Raw genomic sequence first — 17267 nt, forward strand, 5'->3', positions numbered from 1 at the left:
CGGCCCACACCATATGCCATCAGTGTCATATGACGCAACCGGACCGTCGTTGATTTACCTGCCGTCAGCCCCGTCCCAGGCGGCGGGAGGCCTCGCTCACGTCGCGCCCACGATCCCGAGCGCCAGCCAGGGCACGACGTTGAAGACCAGCACCGCCAGCTTGTAGGCCGCCATCGAGCCGAAGCACAGCGCGTCGAGCTGCGCCGGCGACAGGTGAAACCAGCGCGCCCACAGCTGCTGCACCTGGTGGTGCGCCGCCGTGTAGGCCGCGAACCAGACCAGGAGGACGCCGTAATTGACGATGGCGCACCACAGGAGAACCTCGCGTAGGGTTTCGACGCTCATCCGGCGCCGCTAGCACGCGGACACCCCGGGTCAAGGCGGTCAGCTCTTCAGCCGATAGCCGGTGCGGAAGATCCACACGACGACGAGCAGGCACGCGGCGAGGAAGCCCAGCGTCATGCCGAGGCTGACGCCCACCGCGACGTCCGACGTCCCGTAGAAGCTCCAGCGGAAGCCGCTGATCAGGTAGACGACCGGGTTGAGCAACGCGACGGTGCGCCACGCCGGGGGCAGCATGTCGATCGAGTAGAACGCACCGCCGAGGAAGGTGAGCGGCGTCACGATCAACGCCGGCACGACCTGGAGCTGCTCGAAGCCGTTCGCCCACACGCCGAGGATGAAGCCGAAGAGCGAGAACGTGACCGCGGTGAGGACGAGGAAGCCGAGCATCCATCCCGGATGGCGGATCTCCACCGAGACGAAGAGCGTCGCCGTCGCGAGGATGACGAGCCCGAGCGCGATCGACTTGGTCGCCGCGGCGCCGACGTAGCCGAGCACCACCTCGGCCGTCGACACCGGCGCCGACAGCAGCTCGTAGATCGTGCCGGTGAACTTCGGGAAGTAGATGCCGAGCGATGCGTTCGAGATGCTCTCCGTGAAGAGCGACAGCATGATGAGCCCCGGGACGATGAAGGCCCCGTAGGGCACGCCGTCGACGGTATTCATGCGCGAGCCGATCGCCGAGCCGAAGACGACGAAGTAGAGCGACGTGGTGATGACGGGCGTCGCCAGGCTCTGGAGGAGCGTGCGCAGCGCGCGCGCCATCTCGAACTTGTAGATCGCCCAGACGCCGCGGTGGTTGAACGGAATCGTCATGCGTGGTGGCTCACCAGGTCCACGAAGATCTCCTCCAGCGACGTCTCGCGGGTCTGCACGTCGGCCAGGTCGAGCCGCAGGTCGCCGATGCGACGCAGCAGCTCGCCGACGTGGGCGTCGCCGTCGTTGCCGGCGACGGTGAGCTCGAGCTCGCGCCCGCCGGCGTTCAGCGCCAGGCGCCAGGCGGCCAGCGCCGCCGGAATGGCGTCGAGCGGCCGCGCGAGGCGGAGGACGAGCCGCTTCTTGCCGAGCTTGTGCATGAGCGCCCGCTTCTCCTCGACGAGGATCAGCTCACCGCCGCGCATGACCCCGACGCGATCGGCCATGTCCTCCGCCTCGTCGATGTAGTGCGTGGTCAGGATGATGGTCACGCCGCGCTCGCGCAGGCGACGGACCAGCGCCCACATGTCGCGCCGCAGCTCGACGTCGACCCCGGCCGTGGGCTCGTCGAGGAACAGCACCTCGGGCTCGTGCGAGAGCGCCTTCGCGATCAGTACGCGGCGCTTCATGCCCCCCGAGAGGGTCATGATGCGGTCGTTGCGCTTCTCCCACAGCGCCAGGTCGCGCAGCAGCTGCTCCACGAACGGCGGATTGCGCGGCCGCCCGAAGAGCCCGCGACTGAAGTTGACGGTGGCCAGGACGGTCTCGAACGCGTCGGTCGTCAGCTCCTGCGGCACGAGACCGATCGTCGCACGCGCGGCGCGGTAGTCGCGGACGACGTCGTGGCCGTCGACGACCGCCGTGCCCGACGTGGGCGTGACGATACCGCAGACGATGCTGATGAGCGTCGTCTTGCCGGCGCCGTTCGGCCCGAGCAGCGCGAAGATCTCGCCGCGGTGGATGTCGAGGTCGATGCGCCCGAGGGCCCGCAGGCCGGACGCGTATGTCTTGCTGAGGCCCCTGATCGCGACCACGGGCCGTCCCGGTTCAGCCATCGTTCGCCCGCACCCTGCCCGGCCGGCGGGGTTGACGGAACCACGGCGGAGCATGGGGACCGAAAGGCTACGGCTGCGGCCGGAGGTGGCTCGGGTCCATCCACATCACCTCCCAGTGGTGGCCGTCGGGATCGTAGAAGCTCCAGCCGTACATGAAGCCGTAGTCCTGCTTGTCCATGGCATGCCGGCCGCCGGCGGCGACCGCGATCGTCACCATGTGATCGACCTCCTCGCGGCTGTCGCAGGAATACGAGAACAGCGCCTCGGTCACCCGGGTGGCGTCGGCGATGGGCTGCCTCGTGAAGTCGCGGAAGCGCGCCTCGGCGAGCAGCATGACGAAGGCCTCGTCGCTGACGACCATGCAGGTCGCGTGCTCGTCGGTGAACTGCGCATTGAAGGTGAAGCCGAGCTTCGTGAAGAAGGCGACCGAGCGCTCGAGATCGCGCACCGGCAGGTTCACGAACAGCTTGCGGGGCTTGGGGGTGGTCATGTTCGTCCGGGCTCCTCGTTCGGGGTTCTGCCGCGACGACGATCCACGGCGGCGGGAATCGACATGCGCGTTGACCGTCGCCGCGACCGCGTCGTATCGCTCGGCTTCCGCCCATGGCGACCCTGACCATCCGCCGCCCGACGGCCACCTTCGACGCCCCGGCGGCCGAGTCGTTCCGCGTCGGCCGCCCCCTGCGCGGGCTGCGCGTCGGCGTGCGCCAGGACGGTACGTGGCGCTCCTGGCAGGTGATCGTGGCCGTCTGGCTGGAGCGGCTGCGCGGCGACGGCGCCGAGCCCGTCCTCCTCCAGACGGGCGAGCGGACCGGCGCCGAGGGCGAGCGCACCCGCGCCGAGCTCGCGGTCTGGATCGACGCCGTGGACTGCGCGGTGGTCGGGCTCGGCACCTGCGGCTCGTGCACCATGTGGAGCGTGCGCGACGCCATCGGCGTGGAGCGGGCGCACAAGCCGGTCGTCGTCGGCGTCTGCGAGGAGTTCGTCGCCCACGCGCGCACCACGGCGGAGTTCCTCGGCCATCACGGCCTGAAGGTGCTCGTCCTGCCCTATCCCCTCGAGGCGCGGCCCGAAGCCGAGCTGCGCGCGATCGCCGACGCCTGGTACCCGAAGATGCTGGACCTGCTCGGCGTCACGCGCGACGGCTGATCCGGCCGTGCAGGAATCGCACCTCCGTCTCGACCCCCCGGTGCGCACGGCGCCGGCGCCCGGCGCGGACCCTGGGGTCCGCTGGCGCGGCGCCTTCGTCCCCGCCGACGGCGGCGACGAGGCCCCGATCGGCTTCGCCTTCACGTACCCCGACGGCGCGCCGCTGCCGGCGTCGCCCCGTCCCTTCCTCCTGGCCGCGCTGGTGCCGGCGATGCGCGTCGGGGCGCCGCTGCGCATCCCCCGGCCGGTCGATGCGACCACGCTCGCGAACCTCATGGAGTGGCAGGAGGCGTTCGCGTGCTGGCGCCCGCACCTCCGTCCCGTGCCGCTGCGCGCCGAGGTCGACCCCACGCCCGTGCCGTCGCCGCACCTCGGCGGCGCGCTGGCGGCCTTCTCGGGCGGCGCCGACAGCTGCTTCACCGTGGTGCGCCACACGACCGCGCCGCCGGAGGCGACCTACCGCCGCACCGCCCTGGTCGCGGGCGTCCTCGTCCACGGCTTCGAGATCGCGCTCGAGCGCGCCGGCGAGTTCGCGGGCGCCTGGCAGTCGGCGCGCACCTGCCTCGACGCGTTCGGCCTGCGCGCCTTCCGGCTCCGGACCGACGTGCGCGCACTCGAGGCGCGCTTCGGCTGCGACTGGGAGACCGAGACGCACGGCATCGCGGTCGCCGCGGCGCTCGCCTGCTACGAGCCGCTCGCGACCCACCTCGTCGTCCCCTCGACCTACGGCTATCCGCGCGCCGTGACGCCGTGGGGCTCGAACCCCACCACCGACCCGCTGCTCGGCTCCGCGGCGGTGCCGCTGTGGCACGACGGCAGCGCCTTCACGCGCGTCGAGAAGGTCCTGGCCATCGCCTCGCACGAAGTCGTGCGCCGGACGCTGCGGGTGTGCTGGGAGGGCGGCCGGCTCGATCGCAACTGCGGCCACTGCTTCAAGTGCATCGTCACCCAGGCGGCGTTCTGGCTGGCGGGCTTCGCCGACGTGCCCGCGTTCCCCGACCGCTGCACGCTGGACGAGGTCGCCGCCCTGCCGACGACACTCGCGAGCCGCGCGGACATCGTCCGCGATCTGCACGCCACCGCGCTGGCCCGCGCCCACGCCGACCTCGCCCATGCCCTCGGCCGGGCCCTGGCGCCGCCGCCCGCACCGCGCCGGCGCTGGTTCGCGCGCTGACGCGTTGTCCGCCGTCGGCGGCACGTGTTAGCCGAGCGGCGCATGACGCTGACCCGCCCCACCCTGGTCGTCGACGACGACCCGGAGGCGCTGCTCGCGCGCTCGCTCGCCGAGGGCTGGGGCGACGGCGCGCCGCTCGTCCCCCCGACCGACGCGCGCGTCCTCGCCATGCTCGCGGCGACGCCGCTGCCGCCCGACCACGTGCTCGGCGCCCTGCCGCCGCGCCACGGCGCGGCCAGCGTCGAGCTGCTCGCGATCAACGCCGTCCTGGCCGGCTGCGAGCCGCGCGCCTTCCCGCTGGTCCTCGCCGCGATCGAGGCGCTCCTGCGTCCCGAGTGGAACGCGGTCGCGATCACGACGACGACCTCGAGCGTCTTCCCGGTGCTGCTCGTGAACGGGCCGACCCGCGCGGCGCTCGGCATCGACCATCAGGCGGGCTGCTTCGGCGGCGCAGCGGGACGCGGCTCGATGACCATCGGGCGCGCGGTGGCGCTGGCGCTGCGCAACGTCGGCGGGCAGCGCGTCGGCGCGACCTCGCGCAGCGTCTTCGGGCAGGCGGCGCGCTTCGGGCAGTGCCTCGGCGAATGGGAGGAGTGCTCGCCCTGGCCGACGCTCGCCGCGCGCCGGGGCTTCGCCCGCGGCGAGGAGGTCGTCACCGTCCACGCCAGCAAGGGCAACTTCCCGCTCGCCGACACCAACAACGACGACCCGCACGACCTCGCCTACATGCTCGCGAAGAGCATCGCCTACCCGATGAGCAACTACTACCTCGAGCTCACCGGCGACTGCGGGCAGATCGTGCTGGCGGTGAACCCGATCTGGGCCGAGCGGCTGGCGCGCGCCTTCCCGCGCCTCGAGTCGTTCCAGACCTACCTGCGCGAGCACGCCTGGCAGCCGATCGACCTCTGGCGGCCTGCGAACCAGGCGGTGCTGCGTCGCAAGCGGCGGGTCGACGCGCAGGGCCGCGTCCACCTCGTGAGCCGTCCCGAGCAGCTCGTCCCCATCGTCTGCGGCGGCCTCGGCGGCCTGCACGCGATGGTGCTGCCGAGCTGGTGCCAGAGCGAGATGCAGAGCGCCGCCGCCGTGCGCGAGGTCGCCTGGACCGACGCCGCGCTCGCCGCCGCGCTCGACGCGGCCCGGGCGCTCGTGCGCAGCGACGGCGCCGACCTGCTCCTCGTCGAGCGCAGCGGCGGCCGCATCGCGCTGCGGCTCGCGCTGGGCGACGCCGAGTGTGCCACCGGGGCCTGCGTCATGCCGGGCGAGATGCTGGAGCCCCTCGTCGCGGCGGCGATCGCGCGTCATCTGCCGGGCGTGGTCGCGGTCACGCTCGACGACCCGCGGCGCACGCCTTGACCCCCGCCACGCCGGCCCCTAATCGCGGCAGACATGGGAGATCCCGCGTCGTACCAGGCCGCCGGGCTCTACGACCCCGCGGCGCCGGGGGCCGGCGGCCGCCTCGCGCTGCTCGAGTGGCTGGCGGCGCGCGGCATCACGATCGCGCAGATGGTGCGCGCGGACCGCGAAGCGTCGCTCACCGGTCTGGCGGGTGACCTCGCGCTCAGCCCCGGAGCACGCATGACGGCCGCCGAACTCGGCGCGCGGGTCGGCTGGCCCGAGGACCGCGTCATCGGCCTCAGCCAGGCCGCGGGCCTGCGGGTGCGCCCGCACGAGAAGGCCTACACCGAGTCGGACACCCTGCTCTTCACCGCGTTCGACGGCGGCGAGGCCCTGTTCGGCGACGGGCCGATCCGGCGCTTCACGCATACGCTCGGGGCGTCGCTGGCGACCATCGCCGAAGCGGCGGTGTCGCTCTTCCAGGTGAACGTCGAAGGCCCGATGCGCGACGAGGGCCGCCCGGAGCTGGAGCTCGCCCAGCAGAACCTCCGGGCCGTCGAGTCGCTCGGCAACGTCGAAGCCCTGATGCAGCTCCTCTTCCGCTCGCACATGGCCGCGGCGACGCGGCGCCTGCGCGAAGCGCGGCCGCGCGCGTCGGTCGACACCGCCCGGCTCGCGGTGGGCTTCGTCGACCTCGTCGGCTTCACGCCGCTCGCGTCCCGCATGTCGCCGCGCGAGCTGCGCGACGTGGTCGAGCGCTTCGAGGACACCGCGCACGACGTCGTCACCGCCGGCGGCGGACGGCTCGTCAAGGTGATCGGCGACGCGGTGATGTTCATCACCGTCGACCCCGCCGCCGCGGGCGACGTCGCCCTCACCCTGGTGGAGCGCTTCACCGGCGACGCGTCGGTCACGCCCCGGGGCGGCATCGCCGTCGGCGAGGTGCTGGTGCGCGGCGGCGACTACTACGGCCCGATCGTGAACCTCGCCGCCCGCGTCGCCGACCTCGCGGTGCCGTCCGAGCTGCTCGTCACCGAGGACGTCGCCGCGCACGGCGGCGCCGGGCTGCGTTTCGCGCCCGCGGGCAAGCGCATGGTGAAGGGCCTCGACGCGCCGGTGTCGCTGCTGACGGTGGAGCGGGCGCCGGCCGCGTGACCCCCGTGCCCACGCGCGCCCTGCTGCTGGCCGCCTGCCTCGCCGTCCTCGGGCTCGCCGCCCATGCCGGCGCCGGCGGCTGCCCGCGTACGGCGATCGAGCTGCACGAGGCGGGCTTCGCGCCGAGCCCGACCGGCGGACCGCTCCCCGCCGACGCCGTGCTGACGCCGGTGCAGCTCCCCGACGCCTGGCGGGCGCGCATTCCGGACGCCGGCGGCTTCGCCTGGTACCGCTTCACGCTGCCCGCGCAGGACGGGGAGCAGGGGCGCTGCGGCATCCTGCTGCCGGACGTCAACATGAACGCCGCCGTCTGGGTGGACGGCGAGTGGATCGGCGAGGGCGGCTCGTTCACCGAGCCGGTGGCGCACAACTTCAACCGGCCGCTGTACTTCCCCTTCCCCGCCGCGCGACTCGGCGACGCGGCGAGCACCATCGACGTCCTCCTCTACGCCTACGCCGACCATTTCGGGCGCCTCGGCCCGATCTGGGTCGGCCCGCACGACGCGCTCGTGCGCCGGTACGAGTGGGCGTACTTCCGCCAGGTCACGCTCGCCAAGATCGGCACGGTGGCGGCCGTCGTCACCGCGCTCGGCATCGGCACCGTGTGGGTCAGCACCGGCTTCGCCCCGCTCTACGGCTGCTTCTTCGCGTCGACGGCCGCCTGGACGGTGAACAGCCTCAACTACTGGGTGCGCGACCTGCCGATGTCGCACTGGGCGTGGGACCGCCTCGTCAACGGGGCGCTCGACCAGTTCGCGGTGTTCCTGGCGCTGTTCTTCCATCGGCTGCTCGGCGTGCGGCGACCGCGCACCGAGCGCAGCCTCGTCGTCTTCGGCATCGTGGCGGCGCTCGCGGCGGCGTTCACGCCACGCGCCTGGTTCGCCGAGACCATGATGGTCACCCACTGCGCCATCACGCTGATCGGCGCCTACGTGACCGCGCTCTCGTGGATCTACCGCAGGTCGCTGTCGCCGCTCGAGGCGCGCATCTACCTCGGCGCCTGGCTCGCGCAGCTGGCGTTCAGCGCGCACGACCTCGGCATCCAGCTCGGGCTCTGGCGCGGCGGCGGCTACACGCTGCCCTACACCGTGTCGTGCATGATGCTCGCCTTCGGCACGACGCTGGCCCTGCGCTACGTGCGCACGCTACGCCAGGCGCTGGCGCTCAACGAGACGCTCGAGCAGCGCGTGCGCGAGCGCGAGGCCGAGCTGTCACGCCAGTTCGACCGCAGCCGCGAGCTCGAGCGTCGCGACATCCTGAGCCGCGAGCGCCAGCGGCTCATGCGCGAGATGCACGACGGGCTCGGCGGCCACCTCGTCTCGTCGCTCGCGCTGGCCGAATCGGCCGACGACGCCGACCCGGAGATCGTCGCCGCCCTGCGCGACGGCCTCGAGGAGCTGCGCCTCGTCATCCTCTCCCTCGACGCCGGCTTCACCGAGGTGCCGACGCTGCTGGCGTCGCTGCGCGAGCGGCTCGAGCCCGCGCTCGAGCGTCAGGGCATCCGCTTCCGCTGGGGCGTGGGCGAGGCGCCGACGCCGAAGCACCTCGGCCCCGAGCAGATGCTGAGCGTGCTCCGCATCCTCCAGGAGGCGATCACGAACGCCGTGAAGCACGCCCGCGCGACGACCATCGAGGTGACGACGGTGGTCGACGACGGTGCGCTCACCATCACGGTGCGCGACGACGGCGGCGGCTTCGGCCCGATCGTCCGGCGCGGCCGCGGCCTCGACAACATGGAGCGCCGCGCCCACGAGCTCGGCGGCCGCCTGCGCGTGCGCTCCGGCGAGGGCGGCACGACGGTCGCCCTGCGCCTGCCGCTCGGCGCGGGGCTCAGCCCTTCAGGTCGATGAGACCCAGATTCACGGCCTCGTAGATCGCCTCGCTGCGCGAGGAGACCTCGAGCTTGCGGTAGATGTGCTGGACGTGGGTCGTCACCGTGCGGTCGGCGATCTTGAGCAGCTCGGCGACCTCCGGCACGCGAAACCCCTTCGCGATCAGCGACAGGATCTCGAGCTCGCGCGCACTCAGCTGCGGCACCGGCCCGTCGGGCAGCCGCGGCGCGGCCTGCTGCACGCTCTGCAGCAGGTGCCGCGCGATCGCCGGGCTGATGGGCGAGCCGCCGGCGAGCAGCTCGAGCATCGCATTGGCCAGGTACTGTGCGGAGCCGTCCTTCAGGAGATAGCCCTGCGCGCCCGCCCGGATCGCCCGCATGACGTGCTGCTCGTCGGCGAAGACCGTGATCACCATCGTGCGCGTACCCGGAGCGAGCCGGCGCGCCTCGCGGATGAGGTCGACGCCGTCGCCGTCGGGCAGGCCCAGATCCACGAGCATCAGGTCCACCTGCTCGGGGAGGACCGCCCGGGCCTCGCGTACCGACCCGACGGCCGCGATCAGCGCGAGGTCCGGCACGCGCCCGACCGCCCGCTCGAGGCGCTGCCGGGTCCGGGCCTCGTCCTCCACGATCAGAACCGTATGGACCATCCGGGCGAGAACCCTAGCGCGAACCGGCCCGCGCCGACCATCGGATGTTTTGACGATGGGAGCGTCCCGTACGGGATCGCCTCAGCGCCAGTAGCGCGCCATCAGCTCCTGCGACCAGGCCGGCTGCCGCACCTCGCCGCGCGGCAGGAACTCCGCCATCACCGGCTTCAGGTCGACCACCGGCGTGCCCTCGACGGCATCGAGCCCCTCGACGAGGAGCGCGCGCGGCTCCCGGCCGACGATGCGGGCGATGGTGCTGCCGAGGCGGTTCGGGCGATCCTTGCCCCGCTGCGCGAAGATGCCCACGCGCGGCCAGGCCGGGTTGCCGCGCGGGTGACGCGCGCCGCGGTGGACCGCGTCTTCCGCCACCCGATGGAAGTGGAAGAGCACCTCGACGTGGGAGAACTCGTCCAGGCCGTCGAGCGACTCGGCCGGGAGGTCGTCGACCAGCTCGATGCGCGACCGGACGTCGCCCCAGGCGTCGTCGGTGAGGTCGGTGCGGCTGCCGCGGACGTGGGCGACCGGAGCGATCGTGATCATGGGAGCCAGGTAGCCCGCCGATCCCGGCGGCGCCACCCGTCACGCCTCCGGCGTAGCAGGGGCTCCTTCCGATCACCGCGGATCGCTCGAGCGCTCTGTTCCTGGCCGAGCACGACCCCTCGCACCACCCGGCCGGCCGGCGCGCCTCACTCCAGCGCGCGACCGCGACGCCAGTAGCCCATCAGCACCGCGGCGCTGCGCTCGACGCCGCGCTCGGCGACGAGGATGCGGCGGATCGTCTTCACCGCGCCCGCCTCGGCCGCGATCCAGGCGTAGAAGCCGCCGTCCGCTGGCGCAGCCCTGTCCCAAAGCAGCTCGACGTCGAGGTTCTCGTCCGGCAGCGGCGACGCTGGAGCGGCCGTGCACGGCAGCTCGGCGCGCGCGGCCGCGGTGACCAGCGCCGCGCCGGGCTCGGCGTGCCCCCGCGCCGTCCACGCGAGCGACAGCCCGCGCCAGATCGGCAGCGCGATGCGATCGTCCGCCGACGGAACCTCGACGAAGGCCTCCGTGCGCGGCGGCGCGAGCATGGCGGCGAGCTCCTCCAGGATGCCGGCGAGGGCCGGGAGCGCCGTCTCGTCGGCCATGAGCAGGACCCGCTCGAGCCGCGGCGGCGGACGCCACTCGTAGCCGCCGGGATCCCCATCGAAGCGGCCGTCGGGCGCCACCATCTGGACGCGATCGCCGGGCGCCGCGCTCGTCGCCCACGCCGACGCCGGCCCGGTGTCGCCGTGGAGCACGAAGTCGACGTCGACCTCCGCCGCGGCCGGCCGCAGCGCGCGGATCGTGTAGGTGCGCCGCGGCGGCCGCGCCGCCGGCGGCAGCGTCGGATAGACGCGCAGCCAGTCCGGCGGCAGTGCCGGGGGCCGGCCGTCGGGGGTAGGGAAGAATATCTTGATGCGCTGATCGGGGGCGCGCCGTCCCATGTCGGCGACGGCGTCCCCGGTGAACGTCAACCGGCAGAGCGACGGCGACAGCGGCGTGCGACGCACGACCTGCACGTCGAAGAGGCGATAGGCGACGGCTCCCGACATGATGCCCATCGTGGCACCGCGGCGCGGTGGGTGGGATTGGCGAATTCTCGAAAGGCTTGCACCTACTTCGCAGGGCCGGCGTCGTCACACCCTCCAGGCGATCTGCTGGATCTCGGTGTACTCCTCCATGCCCCATTTGCCGCCCTCGCGGCCGAGCCCGCTCTCCTTGAAGCCGCCGAACGGGCCGTCGAGCATGTTGATGCCGTTGTTGATCCACACCACGCCGGTGCGGATGCGCTTCGCGAGCTGTACCGCGGCGCTCACGTCCTTGGCGTAGATCGCGCCGGCGAGGCCGTAGCTCGAGTCGTTGGCGATGCGCACCGCCTCGTCGGGGTCCTTGAACGGGATCACCGACACCACCGGCCCGAAGACCTCCTGCTGCGCGATGCGGTGCGAGTTCCGGACGTTGCAGAACACCGTCGGCTCGACGAACCAGCCCTTCGGCTTGTCCTTCGGCCGCCCGCCGCCGGTGGCGAGCGTCGCGCCGTCGGCCTTGCCCATCTCGATGTGACGCTCGATCGACGCCCGCCGCTCGGGACGGATGACGGGGCCGAGCATCGACGACGGGTCGGCCGGGTCGCCGATGGCGACGACGTTGCGGCAGAACCCGACCATGTTCTCGACGAAGCGGTCGTGCACCGACTCGTGCACGAGGACGCGGGTCGCCATGGCGCAGCCCTGGCCGGCGTGGAACATCGCCGGGCCGCTCGCGATCATGGCGTTCATCTCGACGTCGTCGGTGTCGAGGTAGATGCCGACCGACTTGCCGCCGAGCTCCAGGTGTACGCGCTTCAGGTTCTCGGCCGACGCGTGGATGATCTTGCGGCCGTTGGCGACGCTGCCCGTGAAGCTCACCTTGTCGATGCGCGGATCGGAGACCAGCGTCTCGGCGATCGCGTTCGACTGCCCGAGGACGACGTTGACGACCCCGGGCGGCAGGTCCGCCTCCTGGATCAGCTCGATCAGGAACTGCGAGATCAGCGCGCTCCACGGCGACGGCTTGAAGACCGACGTGCAGCCCGTCGCCAGCGCCGGGCCGAGCTTCTGCACGAAGACGTAGGCCGGGAAGTTCCAGGTCGGGATCATCGCGCAGACGCCGACGGGCTGGCGGTAGACGACGCCGGAGTTCAGCTGCGGCCCCATGTGCCCCTGCGAGATGCGCTGCGGCAGCGGCTCCTCGAACTCGAACCTGCGCGCCAGCTCGGCCCAGTGCCGCAGCGCCTCGATCGGCGTCTCCACCTGCATCCCGTGCGTGACGTAGGTGGCCGCCGCCTCGGCGATCAGGATCTGCCGCATCTCCTCCTTGCGGCGCTCCATCGCGTCGGCGATGCGCTCGAGCACCCTGGCCCGCTCCGCCTTCGACGACCGCGGCCACGGCCCCTCGTCGAACGCCGTGCGCGCCGCCGCGATGGCGCGCTGCATGTCCTCGACCGACGCGTCGGACGCCTTGCCGATGATCTCCTCGGTGGCGGGGTTGGGAACGTCGAACGTGGCTCCGGTGGACGCGTCGGCCTGGCGGCCGTCGATGAGCTGGCGAGCGGTCTGCACGGCGGGATCCCTCCGGGCGGGACGCATAGCCCGCACCGCCGCGAGCCGTCCACACCCGCGGGCCGTGGTCGCAACCCGCTCGTCGGCCTGCGACGGGTGATCGCAACCCGGACGGGCGCCCGTTAAGCCAGAAGGGGCATGCCCGCCCGTGCCCTCTGCGCGCTCGCGTTCCTGGTCTCGGCCACGGCGGCCCCGGCCGCGACGCTCCAGCACGTCGAGGTGCTGGGCGGCGACGCCCCGGTGGTACGCCTGCGCCTCGACGGTGCCGTCGTCGCGCGCAGCGAGGAGCTGCCGCCGCGCGACGGCCAGCCGGCACGCATCGTCGTCGACCTGCCCGGCACGCGTCTCGCCGCCGGCGTGCGCGGCGCGGCCGGTGCCGGGCCGCTCCGGCGGGTGCGCGTCGGGCAGTTCGATACGAGCACCACGCGCGTGGTGCTCGACCTCGCCGCCCCCACCACCTTCACGCTGACGGAGGACGGCGGCGTGCTCGATATCCGCCTCGCGAGCCACCCGCCCGCCGCGGACGCGCCGGCCCGCACGTTGCCGAAGCCCGGCGCCGCGCCCTACCTCGACTACGACGACGCCGACATGCAGCCGCTCCCGACGCTGCCCGGCGACTGGCGTCACTGACGATTGGCGCCGCGCCGCCCGGGTGCGCTACGCAGCGGCATGCGCCCGACCCGCCCGCCCACCCCCGAGCGCCGCGCGCAGCACGAGGCCACCGGCGCCTGGCCGCAGCCGCCCCTCTCGACGCTGCTCGCCGACCGCGCCGCGCGCACGCCCGATCGCGTCTTCGTCACCGAGAGCGCGGGCGGCCGCTTCACGTTCGCCGAGGTCGCGCGGCGCGCCGAGCGTCTCGCCGTCGCGCTCCAGCGCCTCGGCGTCGCGGCCGGCGACGTGGTCTCGTGGCAGGTGCCGAACTGGGCCTGCGCGGCGGCGCTCGCGGCGGCCATCGACCGCCTCGGCGCGATATCGAATCCGATCATCACCATCTACCGCGAGCAGGAGGTGGGCTTCGTCTGCCGCCAGACGCGCTCGCGCGTGCTCGTCGTGCCCGGCGTCGTACGCGGCGTCGACCATCGCGCGATGGCGCGCGCGGTGCAGGCGACGACGCCGTCGCTGGAGCACGTCGTCACGCTGCGCGCCGAGCCGCTGGACGGCCAGCGCGGGCTCGAATCGCTCGAGGCCGACCCGGCGACGCCGCTGCCGCCGTCGCCGCACGGGCCGCACGACGTGTCGGCCATCTTCTACACCTCCGGCACGACGGCCGACCCGAAGGGCGTCCTCCACACCCCGTCGACGCTCGGCTCGGTGCTGCACTACCACGCCGAGATCTTCGGCACCGGCGGCGACGACGTCAGCCTGCTCCAGTTCCCGCTGACCCACATCGGCGGCCTGCTCATGTACGTCATGCTGCCGATCGCGCGCGGCTCGCACGTCGTCTACATGGACGGCTACGACCCGGCGCTTGCGGTCGAGCTGATCGAGCGCCTCGGCGTCACCACCGCCGGCGGCCCGCCTGCGATCCTCCAGGGCATGTTCGCCGCCCCGAGCTTCACACCCGAGAAGGTGCGCACGGTGAAGACGAGCGGCTCGGGCGCGGCCGACGTCTCGCCCGAGCTGATGCGGCAGATCCAGACCCGCTTCGGCGGCGACGCCTTCGTCTACCGCTCCTACGGCATGACCGAGTGCCCGATGCTGAGCTGCGGCCGCCGCGACGACCCGACGGAGACGCTGCACGGCACCGACGGCCGCCCCGTCCCCGGGGCCACGGCGCGCCTCGTCGACGACGCCGGCAATCCCGTCCCGCCGGGCACCGAGGGCGAGATCCTGGTGTTCGGCCCGCAGCTCTGCGTCGGCTACCTCGACCCGGCCCTGAACGCCGCCTTCACCGCCGACGGCTTCTACGCCAGCGGCGACCTCGGCGTCGCCGACGCGCGCGGCGCCATCCGCATCACCGGGCGGCGCAAGGACGTCATCATCCGCAAGGGCGAGAACCTCTCGGCGAAGAGCATCGAGGACGATCTGGCGGCGCACCCGAAGGTGGCCGACGTGGCGGTCGTCGGCGTGCCCGACGCGGCCAGCGGCGAGCGCGTGTGCGCGTGCGTCGTCCTGAAGCCCGACGCCGGCGGGCTGACGCTTGCCGAGGTGCGCGCGCACATGGAGGCGCGCGGGGTCATGCGGCAGAAGATCCCGGAGCAGCTCGAGCTGCTGGCGGAGCTGCCGCGCAACGCCACGGGCAAGGTGCGCAAGGACCAGCTGCGCGCGCGGCTCCGCGACGCGGCCGGGGCGTGACGACGGGCGCGGCGCGCCGCGTGTTCGCCGCCCGCCGCGCCGGCGCTCGAGCATGTTCCGCACGAAGGTATCGACAGCTTTTCGCCGGGCGCCTGTTTCGCGGCCCGTCCTCACACCAGACGTCCCTTCTCGCGCACGCAGCGCGTCGCTTACACGCGCCCTCGCGTAGCGCCGCTGGCGCGATCCGTCCGGCCGCCTGTGCCCCGCTCGCGCCATCGGACGGCGTCCGAAAACCCCATGCTACGCCTCGTGCATGACCTACGCCGACGAGGAGCGCCTCGGCGACGAGATCGCCGAGCTCGCCGCCCACCTCGACGCCGCCACCCATCGCCTCCTCGTCCTGATCGGCGACTTCGACGCCGCCGGCGCCTGGGCCGATCAAGGCGCGCTCAGCTGCGCCCACTGGCTCGGCTGGCGCATCGGCCTCGAGCTCGGCGCCGCCCGCGAGCACGTCCGCGTCGCGCGCGGGCTGCGCGACCTCCCGCAGATCGCCGACGCGCTCCGCCGCGGCCAGGTCAGCTACTCGAAGGTACGCGCCCTCACGCGCGTCGCCACCCCCGAGACCGAGGCCGCGTTGCTCGCCATGGCGGGCGCATCGACCGCGTCGCAGCTCGAGCGCATCTGCCGCGGCTACCGCCGGGTGACACAGGTCGACGACGCCGGGCCCGAGGACGAGGAGGACGTGCGCTGGTTCCGCGAGGGCGAGACCGGCACGGGCTTCGTGCGCTTCGACATCCAGGTGCGGGCGGAGGAGGCGGCGCTGCTGCGGCGGGCGCTGGAGGTCGCGGCGTCGCGCGGTTGGTCGCGCGGCGACGTTTCCGCGGAAAAGCCCTGGGGCGCCATGTCGACGGGCGGACGCGCTGTGGCCGTCCTCGAGTCGTACCTCGCGGGCTCCGCGGACGCCGCCCCGCCGGTGGAGCTGGTGGTGCACGTCGACGCGGGGACGACCCTCGACGACGGCACGGTGCTGCCCGACGCGACCGGCGCGCGCCTGGCGTGCGACGCGACCGTCGTCGCGGTGACGGAGGATTCCCGCGGGAACGTCCTCGACGTCGGCCGGCGCCGCCGCACCATCCCGACCCTGCTGCGCCGCGCGCTGCACCTGCGCGACGGCGGCTGCCGCTTCCCGGGCTGCACCAACCGCCGCGTCGACGGCCACCACATCGTGCCGTGATCGCGGGGCGGATCCACGTCGCTGCCGAACCTCGTGTCGCTCTGCCGGCGCCACCACACCTTCGTGCACGAGTACGGGATGCCGGTCGTGGCGGGCGAGGCGGGGACGCTGCAGTTCCTGCGGCGGGACGGCACGCCGATGCCGGCGTGCGACCAGCGGGCCGGCGGCGGCGCGGAGGCCGTCGCCGCGCTGCGGACGGGGAATGCCGGCGTCGCGATCGATGCGATGACGGGGGCCTCGCAGTGGGACGGGCGGCGGCCCGACTATGCGCACATCGTGTGGGCGCTGCTGCCCACGCCGCCGGCCCCGGCGCAGCGCCGCGGCGGGCGAAGGCCCCTCGGCACCGCGTCGATCCGGCGTGGCGAGCCACGCCGCGGCCCTTGTCCAGGGACGTTCCCCGGCAGTATGCAAGCTGGAATGCTTCGCGACTCGGTGGCGAGCCGGCCGGCGTGCCGGGTGTTGGTTGTCGGGCCGCGAACCGGGATGCCTAGCGCGAGAGTGTAATGAAGGGGCGTTCGCAGTTCGTTGGCGCCGCGGGACAGTACTACGTTGCCTACTGCCTCACGGTGCGCGCGAGGAGTTCGCTATGGTCCGAATGCGAGAATCGCTGGGATCGGGTAGATGCATTTTTGTCAGGGGACGTCGCAGGAAGCGACTGGTCCCAGCGTGTTCCCGAGAAGGTAGGCCATGGAGCACCCCGGTCGCCTCACTGCCCCCGCGGGCGCCGTCGCTGGGCCGTTGACGCGTTGAGCACACGCGTACCTTGGCAGTTGGTGACGTCGCTCACGCCCGGGGAGGCATCCTCGCGCCTCGGCGTAAACCTGAAGCGAAGCGGGCGCGACTGCTACGTCACCGGCGGCGCGGTCGGTACCATCGTCGATGGCCGCGTCAACGCCTGGCGCCAACGGCCGGGGACGCATTCGTCGTTCGGGGCCGTCTTTGAAGGGGTCATACGACCCAACGGTACGAACGGTAGTCTGCTCGTAGGCGAGTTCCGCCTGCCTGGTCTTGTACGCCTCGGGGCACCCATCATCGTGGCACTAGCAGTGACGATGGCCGTTGCCGTTGGTGTTCTCTTGATCCTCGGCTACGTGCCGAGCGGCCAGGGCATGTTCGCTATCGCTCCGGTTCTTCAGCTCTTCGTCATCGTAGTTCTCGTCGTCATCGTAGTTCTCGTCAGGTTCGGCCGCCGTCTAGCGGCGGGCGGTGGCGCGGACGGGATACGGCCCGACTGGTCGCGATGCGGTACGCACCGCAGCGGTAGCCGCCGCTTGGCGCCGTAGCTTGACCGG

The 17267-nt window shown here is 73.0% G+C and carries 17 protein-coding genes; 9 read left to right on the top strand and 8 right to left on the bottom strand.

What is annotated here, in order from left to right; translation table 11 throughout:
* Nucleotides 1–96: 96 nt before the first annotated feature.
* The 4 genes from KIT14_00665 to KIT14_00680 all read right to left on the bottom strand — a co-directional run bounded on the left by KIT14_00665 (nucleotide 97) and on the right by KIT14_00680 (nucleotide 2583).
* On the bottom strand, nucleotides 97–345 hold the full coding sequence (locus KIT14_00665) for a hypothetical protein (protein ID MCW5889039.1): 249 nt from the start codon (nucleotides 343–345) through the stop codon (nucleotides 97–99).
* A gap of 39 nt (nucleotides 346–384) precedes the next feature.
* Nucleotides 385–1158: an ABC transporter permease gene (locus tag KIT14_00670; GenBank protein MCW5889040.1), complete on the bottom strand. Its 774-nt coding sequence runs from the start codon at nucleotides 1156–1158 to the stop codon at nucleotides 385–387.
* On the bottom strand, nucleotides 1155–2093 hold the full coding sequence (locus KIT14_00675) for an ABC transporter ATP-binding protein (protein ID MCW5889041.1): 939 nt from the start codon (nucleotides 2091–2093) through the stop codon (nucleotides 1155–1157). The genes KIT14_00670 and KIT14_00675 overlap by 4 nt, the downstream gene beginning before the upstream one ends.
* A 67-nt stretch (nucleotides 2094–2160) precedes the next feature.
* A complete protein-coding gene (locus KIT14_00680; protein MCW5889042.1) occupies nucleotides 2161–2583 on the bottom strand; it encodes a VOC family protein in 423 nt (140 codons plus the stop codon).
* 113 nt (nucleotides 2584–2696) lie between these two features.
* Here KIT14_00680 and KIT14_00685 point away from each other — a divergent pair, with 113 nt between their 5' ends.
* From KIT14_00685 to KIT14_00705, 5 genes are read left to right on the top strand one after another with little or no spacing between them, the layout of a single operon-like run.
* Nucleotides 2697–3242, top strand: coding sequence for a hypothetical protein (locus KIT14_00685; protein MCW5889043.1), 546 nt, complete (start codon nucleotides 2697–2699; stop codon nucleotides 3240–3242).
* Between the two features lie 7 nt (nucleotides 3243–3249).
* Complete coding sequence (locus tag KIT14_00690) at nucleotides 3250–4416, top strand: hypothetical protein (protein ID MCW5889044.1); 1167 nt, start codon at nucleotides 3250–3252, stop codon at nucleotides 4414–4416.
* A gap of 42 nt (nucleotides 4417–4458) precedes the next feature.
* Complete coding sequence (locus tag KIT14_00695) at nucleotides 4459–5769, top strand: hypothetical protein (protein ID MCW5889045.1); 1311 nt, start codon at nucleotides 4459–4461, stop codon at nucleotides 5767–5769.
* Between the two features lie 33 nt (nucleotides 5770–5802).
* Entirely contained in the window at nucleotides 5803–6906 is a 1104-nt protein-coding gene (locus KIT14_00700) for an adenylate/guanylate cyclase domain-containing protein (GenBank protein MCW5889046.1), read from the top strand.
* Complete coding sequence (locus KIT14_00705; GenBank protein MCW5889047.1) at nucleotides 6903–8756, top strand: ATP-binding protein; 1854 nt, start codon at nucleotides 6903–6905, stop codon at nucleotides 8754–8756. The genes KIT14_00700 and KIT14_00705 overlap by 4 nt, the downstream gene beginning before the upstream one ends.
* Here KIT14_00705 and KIT14_00710 read toward each other — a convergent pair.
* The 4 genes from KIT14_00710 to KIT14_00725 form a co-directional block, all read right to left on the bottom strand.
* Nucleotides 8737–9387 carry a response regulator transcription factor gene (locus tag KIT14_00710; protein ID MCW5889048.1) on the bottom strand — a complete coding sequence of 217 codons (651 nt, stop codon included), beginning with the start codon at nucleotides 9385–9387 and terminating at the stop codon, nucleotides 8737–8739. The genes KIT14_00705 and KIT14_00710 overlap by 20 nt on opposite strands.
* A gap of 81 nt (nucleotides 9388–9468) precedes the next feature.
* Nucleotides 9469–9927, bottom strand: coding sequence for an SAM-dependent methyltransferase (locus KIT14_00715; GenBank protein MCW5889049.1), 459 nt, complete (start codon nucleotides 9925–9927; stop codon nucleotides 9469–9471).
* Nucleotides 9928–10073: 146 nt separating this feature from the next.
* Entirely contained in the window at nucleotides 10074–10958 is an 885-nt protein-coding gene (locus KIT14_00720) for a siderophore-interacting protein (GenBank protein ID MCW5889050.1), read from the bottom strand.
* 84 nt (nucleotides 10959–11042) lie between these two features.
* Nucleotides 11043–12533: an aldehyde dehydrogenase family protein gene (locus tag KIT14_00725; protein ID MCW5889051.1), complete on the bottom strand. Its 1491-nt coding sequence runs from the start codon at nucleotides 12531–12533 to the stop codon at nucleotides 11043–11045.
* A gap of 111 nt (nucleotides 12534–12644) precedes the next feature.
* Here KIT14_00725 and KIT14_00730 point away from each other — a divergent pair, with 111 nt between their 5' ends.
* The 4 genes from KIT14_00730 (at nucleotide 12645) to KIT14_00745 (ending at nucleotide 17258) form a co-directional block, all read left to right on the top strand.
* A complete protein-coding gene (locus KIT14_00730; protein MCW5889052.1) occupies nucleotides 12645–13136 on the top strand; it encodes an AMIN domain-containing protein in 492 nt (163 codons plus the stop codon).
* Nucleotides 13137–13175: 39 nt separating this feature from the next.
* Nucleotides 13176–14801 carry an AMP-binding protein gene (locus KIT14_00735; protein MCW5889053.1) on the top strand — a complete coding sequence of 542 codons (1626 nt, stop codon included), beginning with the start codon at nucleotides 13176–13178 and terminating at the stop codon, nucleotides 14799–14801.
* Between the two features lie 253 nt (nucleotides 14802–15054).
* Nucleotides 15055–15975, top strand: a complete 921-nt coding sequence (locus KIT14_00740; GenBank protein ID MCW5889054.1) for a DUF222 domain-containing protein — start codon at nucleotides 15055–15057, stop codon at nucleotides 15973–15975.
* A 773-nt stretch (nucleotides 15976–16748) separates the two neighbouring features.
* A complete protein-coding gene (locus KIT14_00745; protein ID MCW5889055.1) occupies nucleotides 16749–17258 on the top strand; it encodes a hypothetical protein in 510 nt (169 codons plus the stop codon).
* The last annotated feature ends 9 nt before the right edge of the window (nucleotides 17259–17267 follow it).

Source organism: bacterium, from assembly GCA_026129405.1.
In the GTDB taxonomy this organism is placed as follows: Bacteria; Desulfobacterota; Binatia; order DP-6; family DP-6; genus JAHCID01.

Excerpts from the sequence above, each read along its gene's own strand:
- KIT14_00665 (MCW5889039.1), bottom strand. The coding sequence starts at position 345 with ATGAGCGTCGAAACCCTACGCGAGGTTCTCCTGTGGTGCGCCATCGTC.
- KIT14_00670 (MCW5889040.1), bottom strand. The coding sequence starts at position 1,158 with ATGACGATTCCGTTCAACCACCGCGGCGTCTGGGCGATCTACAAGTTC.
- KIT14_00675 (MCW5889041.1), bottom strand. The coding sequence starts at position 2,093 with ATGGCTGAACCGGGACGGCCCGTGGTCGCGATCAGGGGCCTCAGCAAG.
- KIT14_00680 (MCW5889042.1), bottom strand. The coding sequence starts at position 2,583 with ATGACCACCCCCAAGCCCCGCAAGCTGTTCGTGAACCTGCCGGTGCGC.
- KIT14_00685 (MCW5889043.1), top strand. The coding sequence starts at position 2,697 with ATGGCGACCCTGACCATCCGCCGCCCGACGGCCACCTTCGACGCCCCG.
- KIT14_00695 (MCW5889045.1), top strand. The coding sequence starts at position 4,459 with ATGACGCTGACCCGCCCCACCCTGGTCGTCGACGACGACCCGGAGGCG.
- KIT14_00700 (MCW5889046.1), top strand. The coding sequence starts at position 5,803 with ATGGGAGATCCCGCGTCGTACCAGGCCGCCGGGCTCTACGACCCCGCG.
- KIT14_00710 (MCW5889048.1), bottom strand. The coding sequence starts at position 9,387 with ATGGTCCATACGGTTCTGATCGTGGAGGACGAGGCCCGGACCCGGCAG.
- KIT14_00715 (MCW5889049.1), bottom strand. The coding sequence starts at position 9,927 with ATGATCACGATCGCTCCGGTCGCCCACGTCCGCGGCAGCCGCACCGAC.
- KIT14_00720 (MCW5889050.1), bottom strand. The coding sequence starts at position 10,958 with ATGTCGGGAGCCGTCGCCTATCGCCTCTTCGACGTGCAGGTCGTGCGT.
- KIT14_00725 (MCW5889051.1), bottom strand. The coding sequence starts at position 12,533 with ATGCGTCCCGCCCGGAGGGATCCCGCCGTGCAGACCGCTCGCCAGCTC.
- KIT14_00730 (MCW5889052.1), top strand. The coding sequence starts at position 12,645 with ATGCCCGCCCGTGCCCTCTGCGCGCTCGCGTTCCTGGTCTCGGCCACG.
- KIT14_00735 (MCW5889053.1), top strand. The coding sequence starts at position 13,176 with ATGCGCCCGACCCGCCCGCCCACCCCCGAGCGCCGCGCGCAGCACGAG.
- KIT14_00740 (MCW5889054.1), top strand. The coding sequence starts at position 15,055 with ATGACCTACGCCGACGAGGAGCGCCTCGGCGACGAGATCGCCGAGCTC.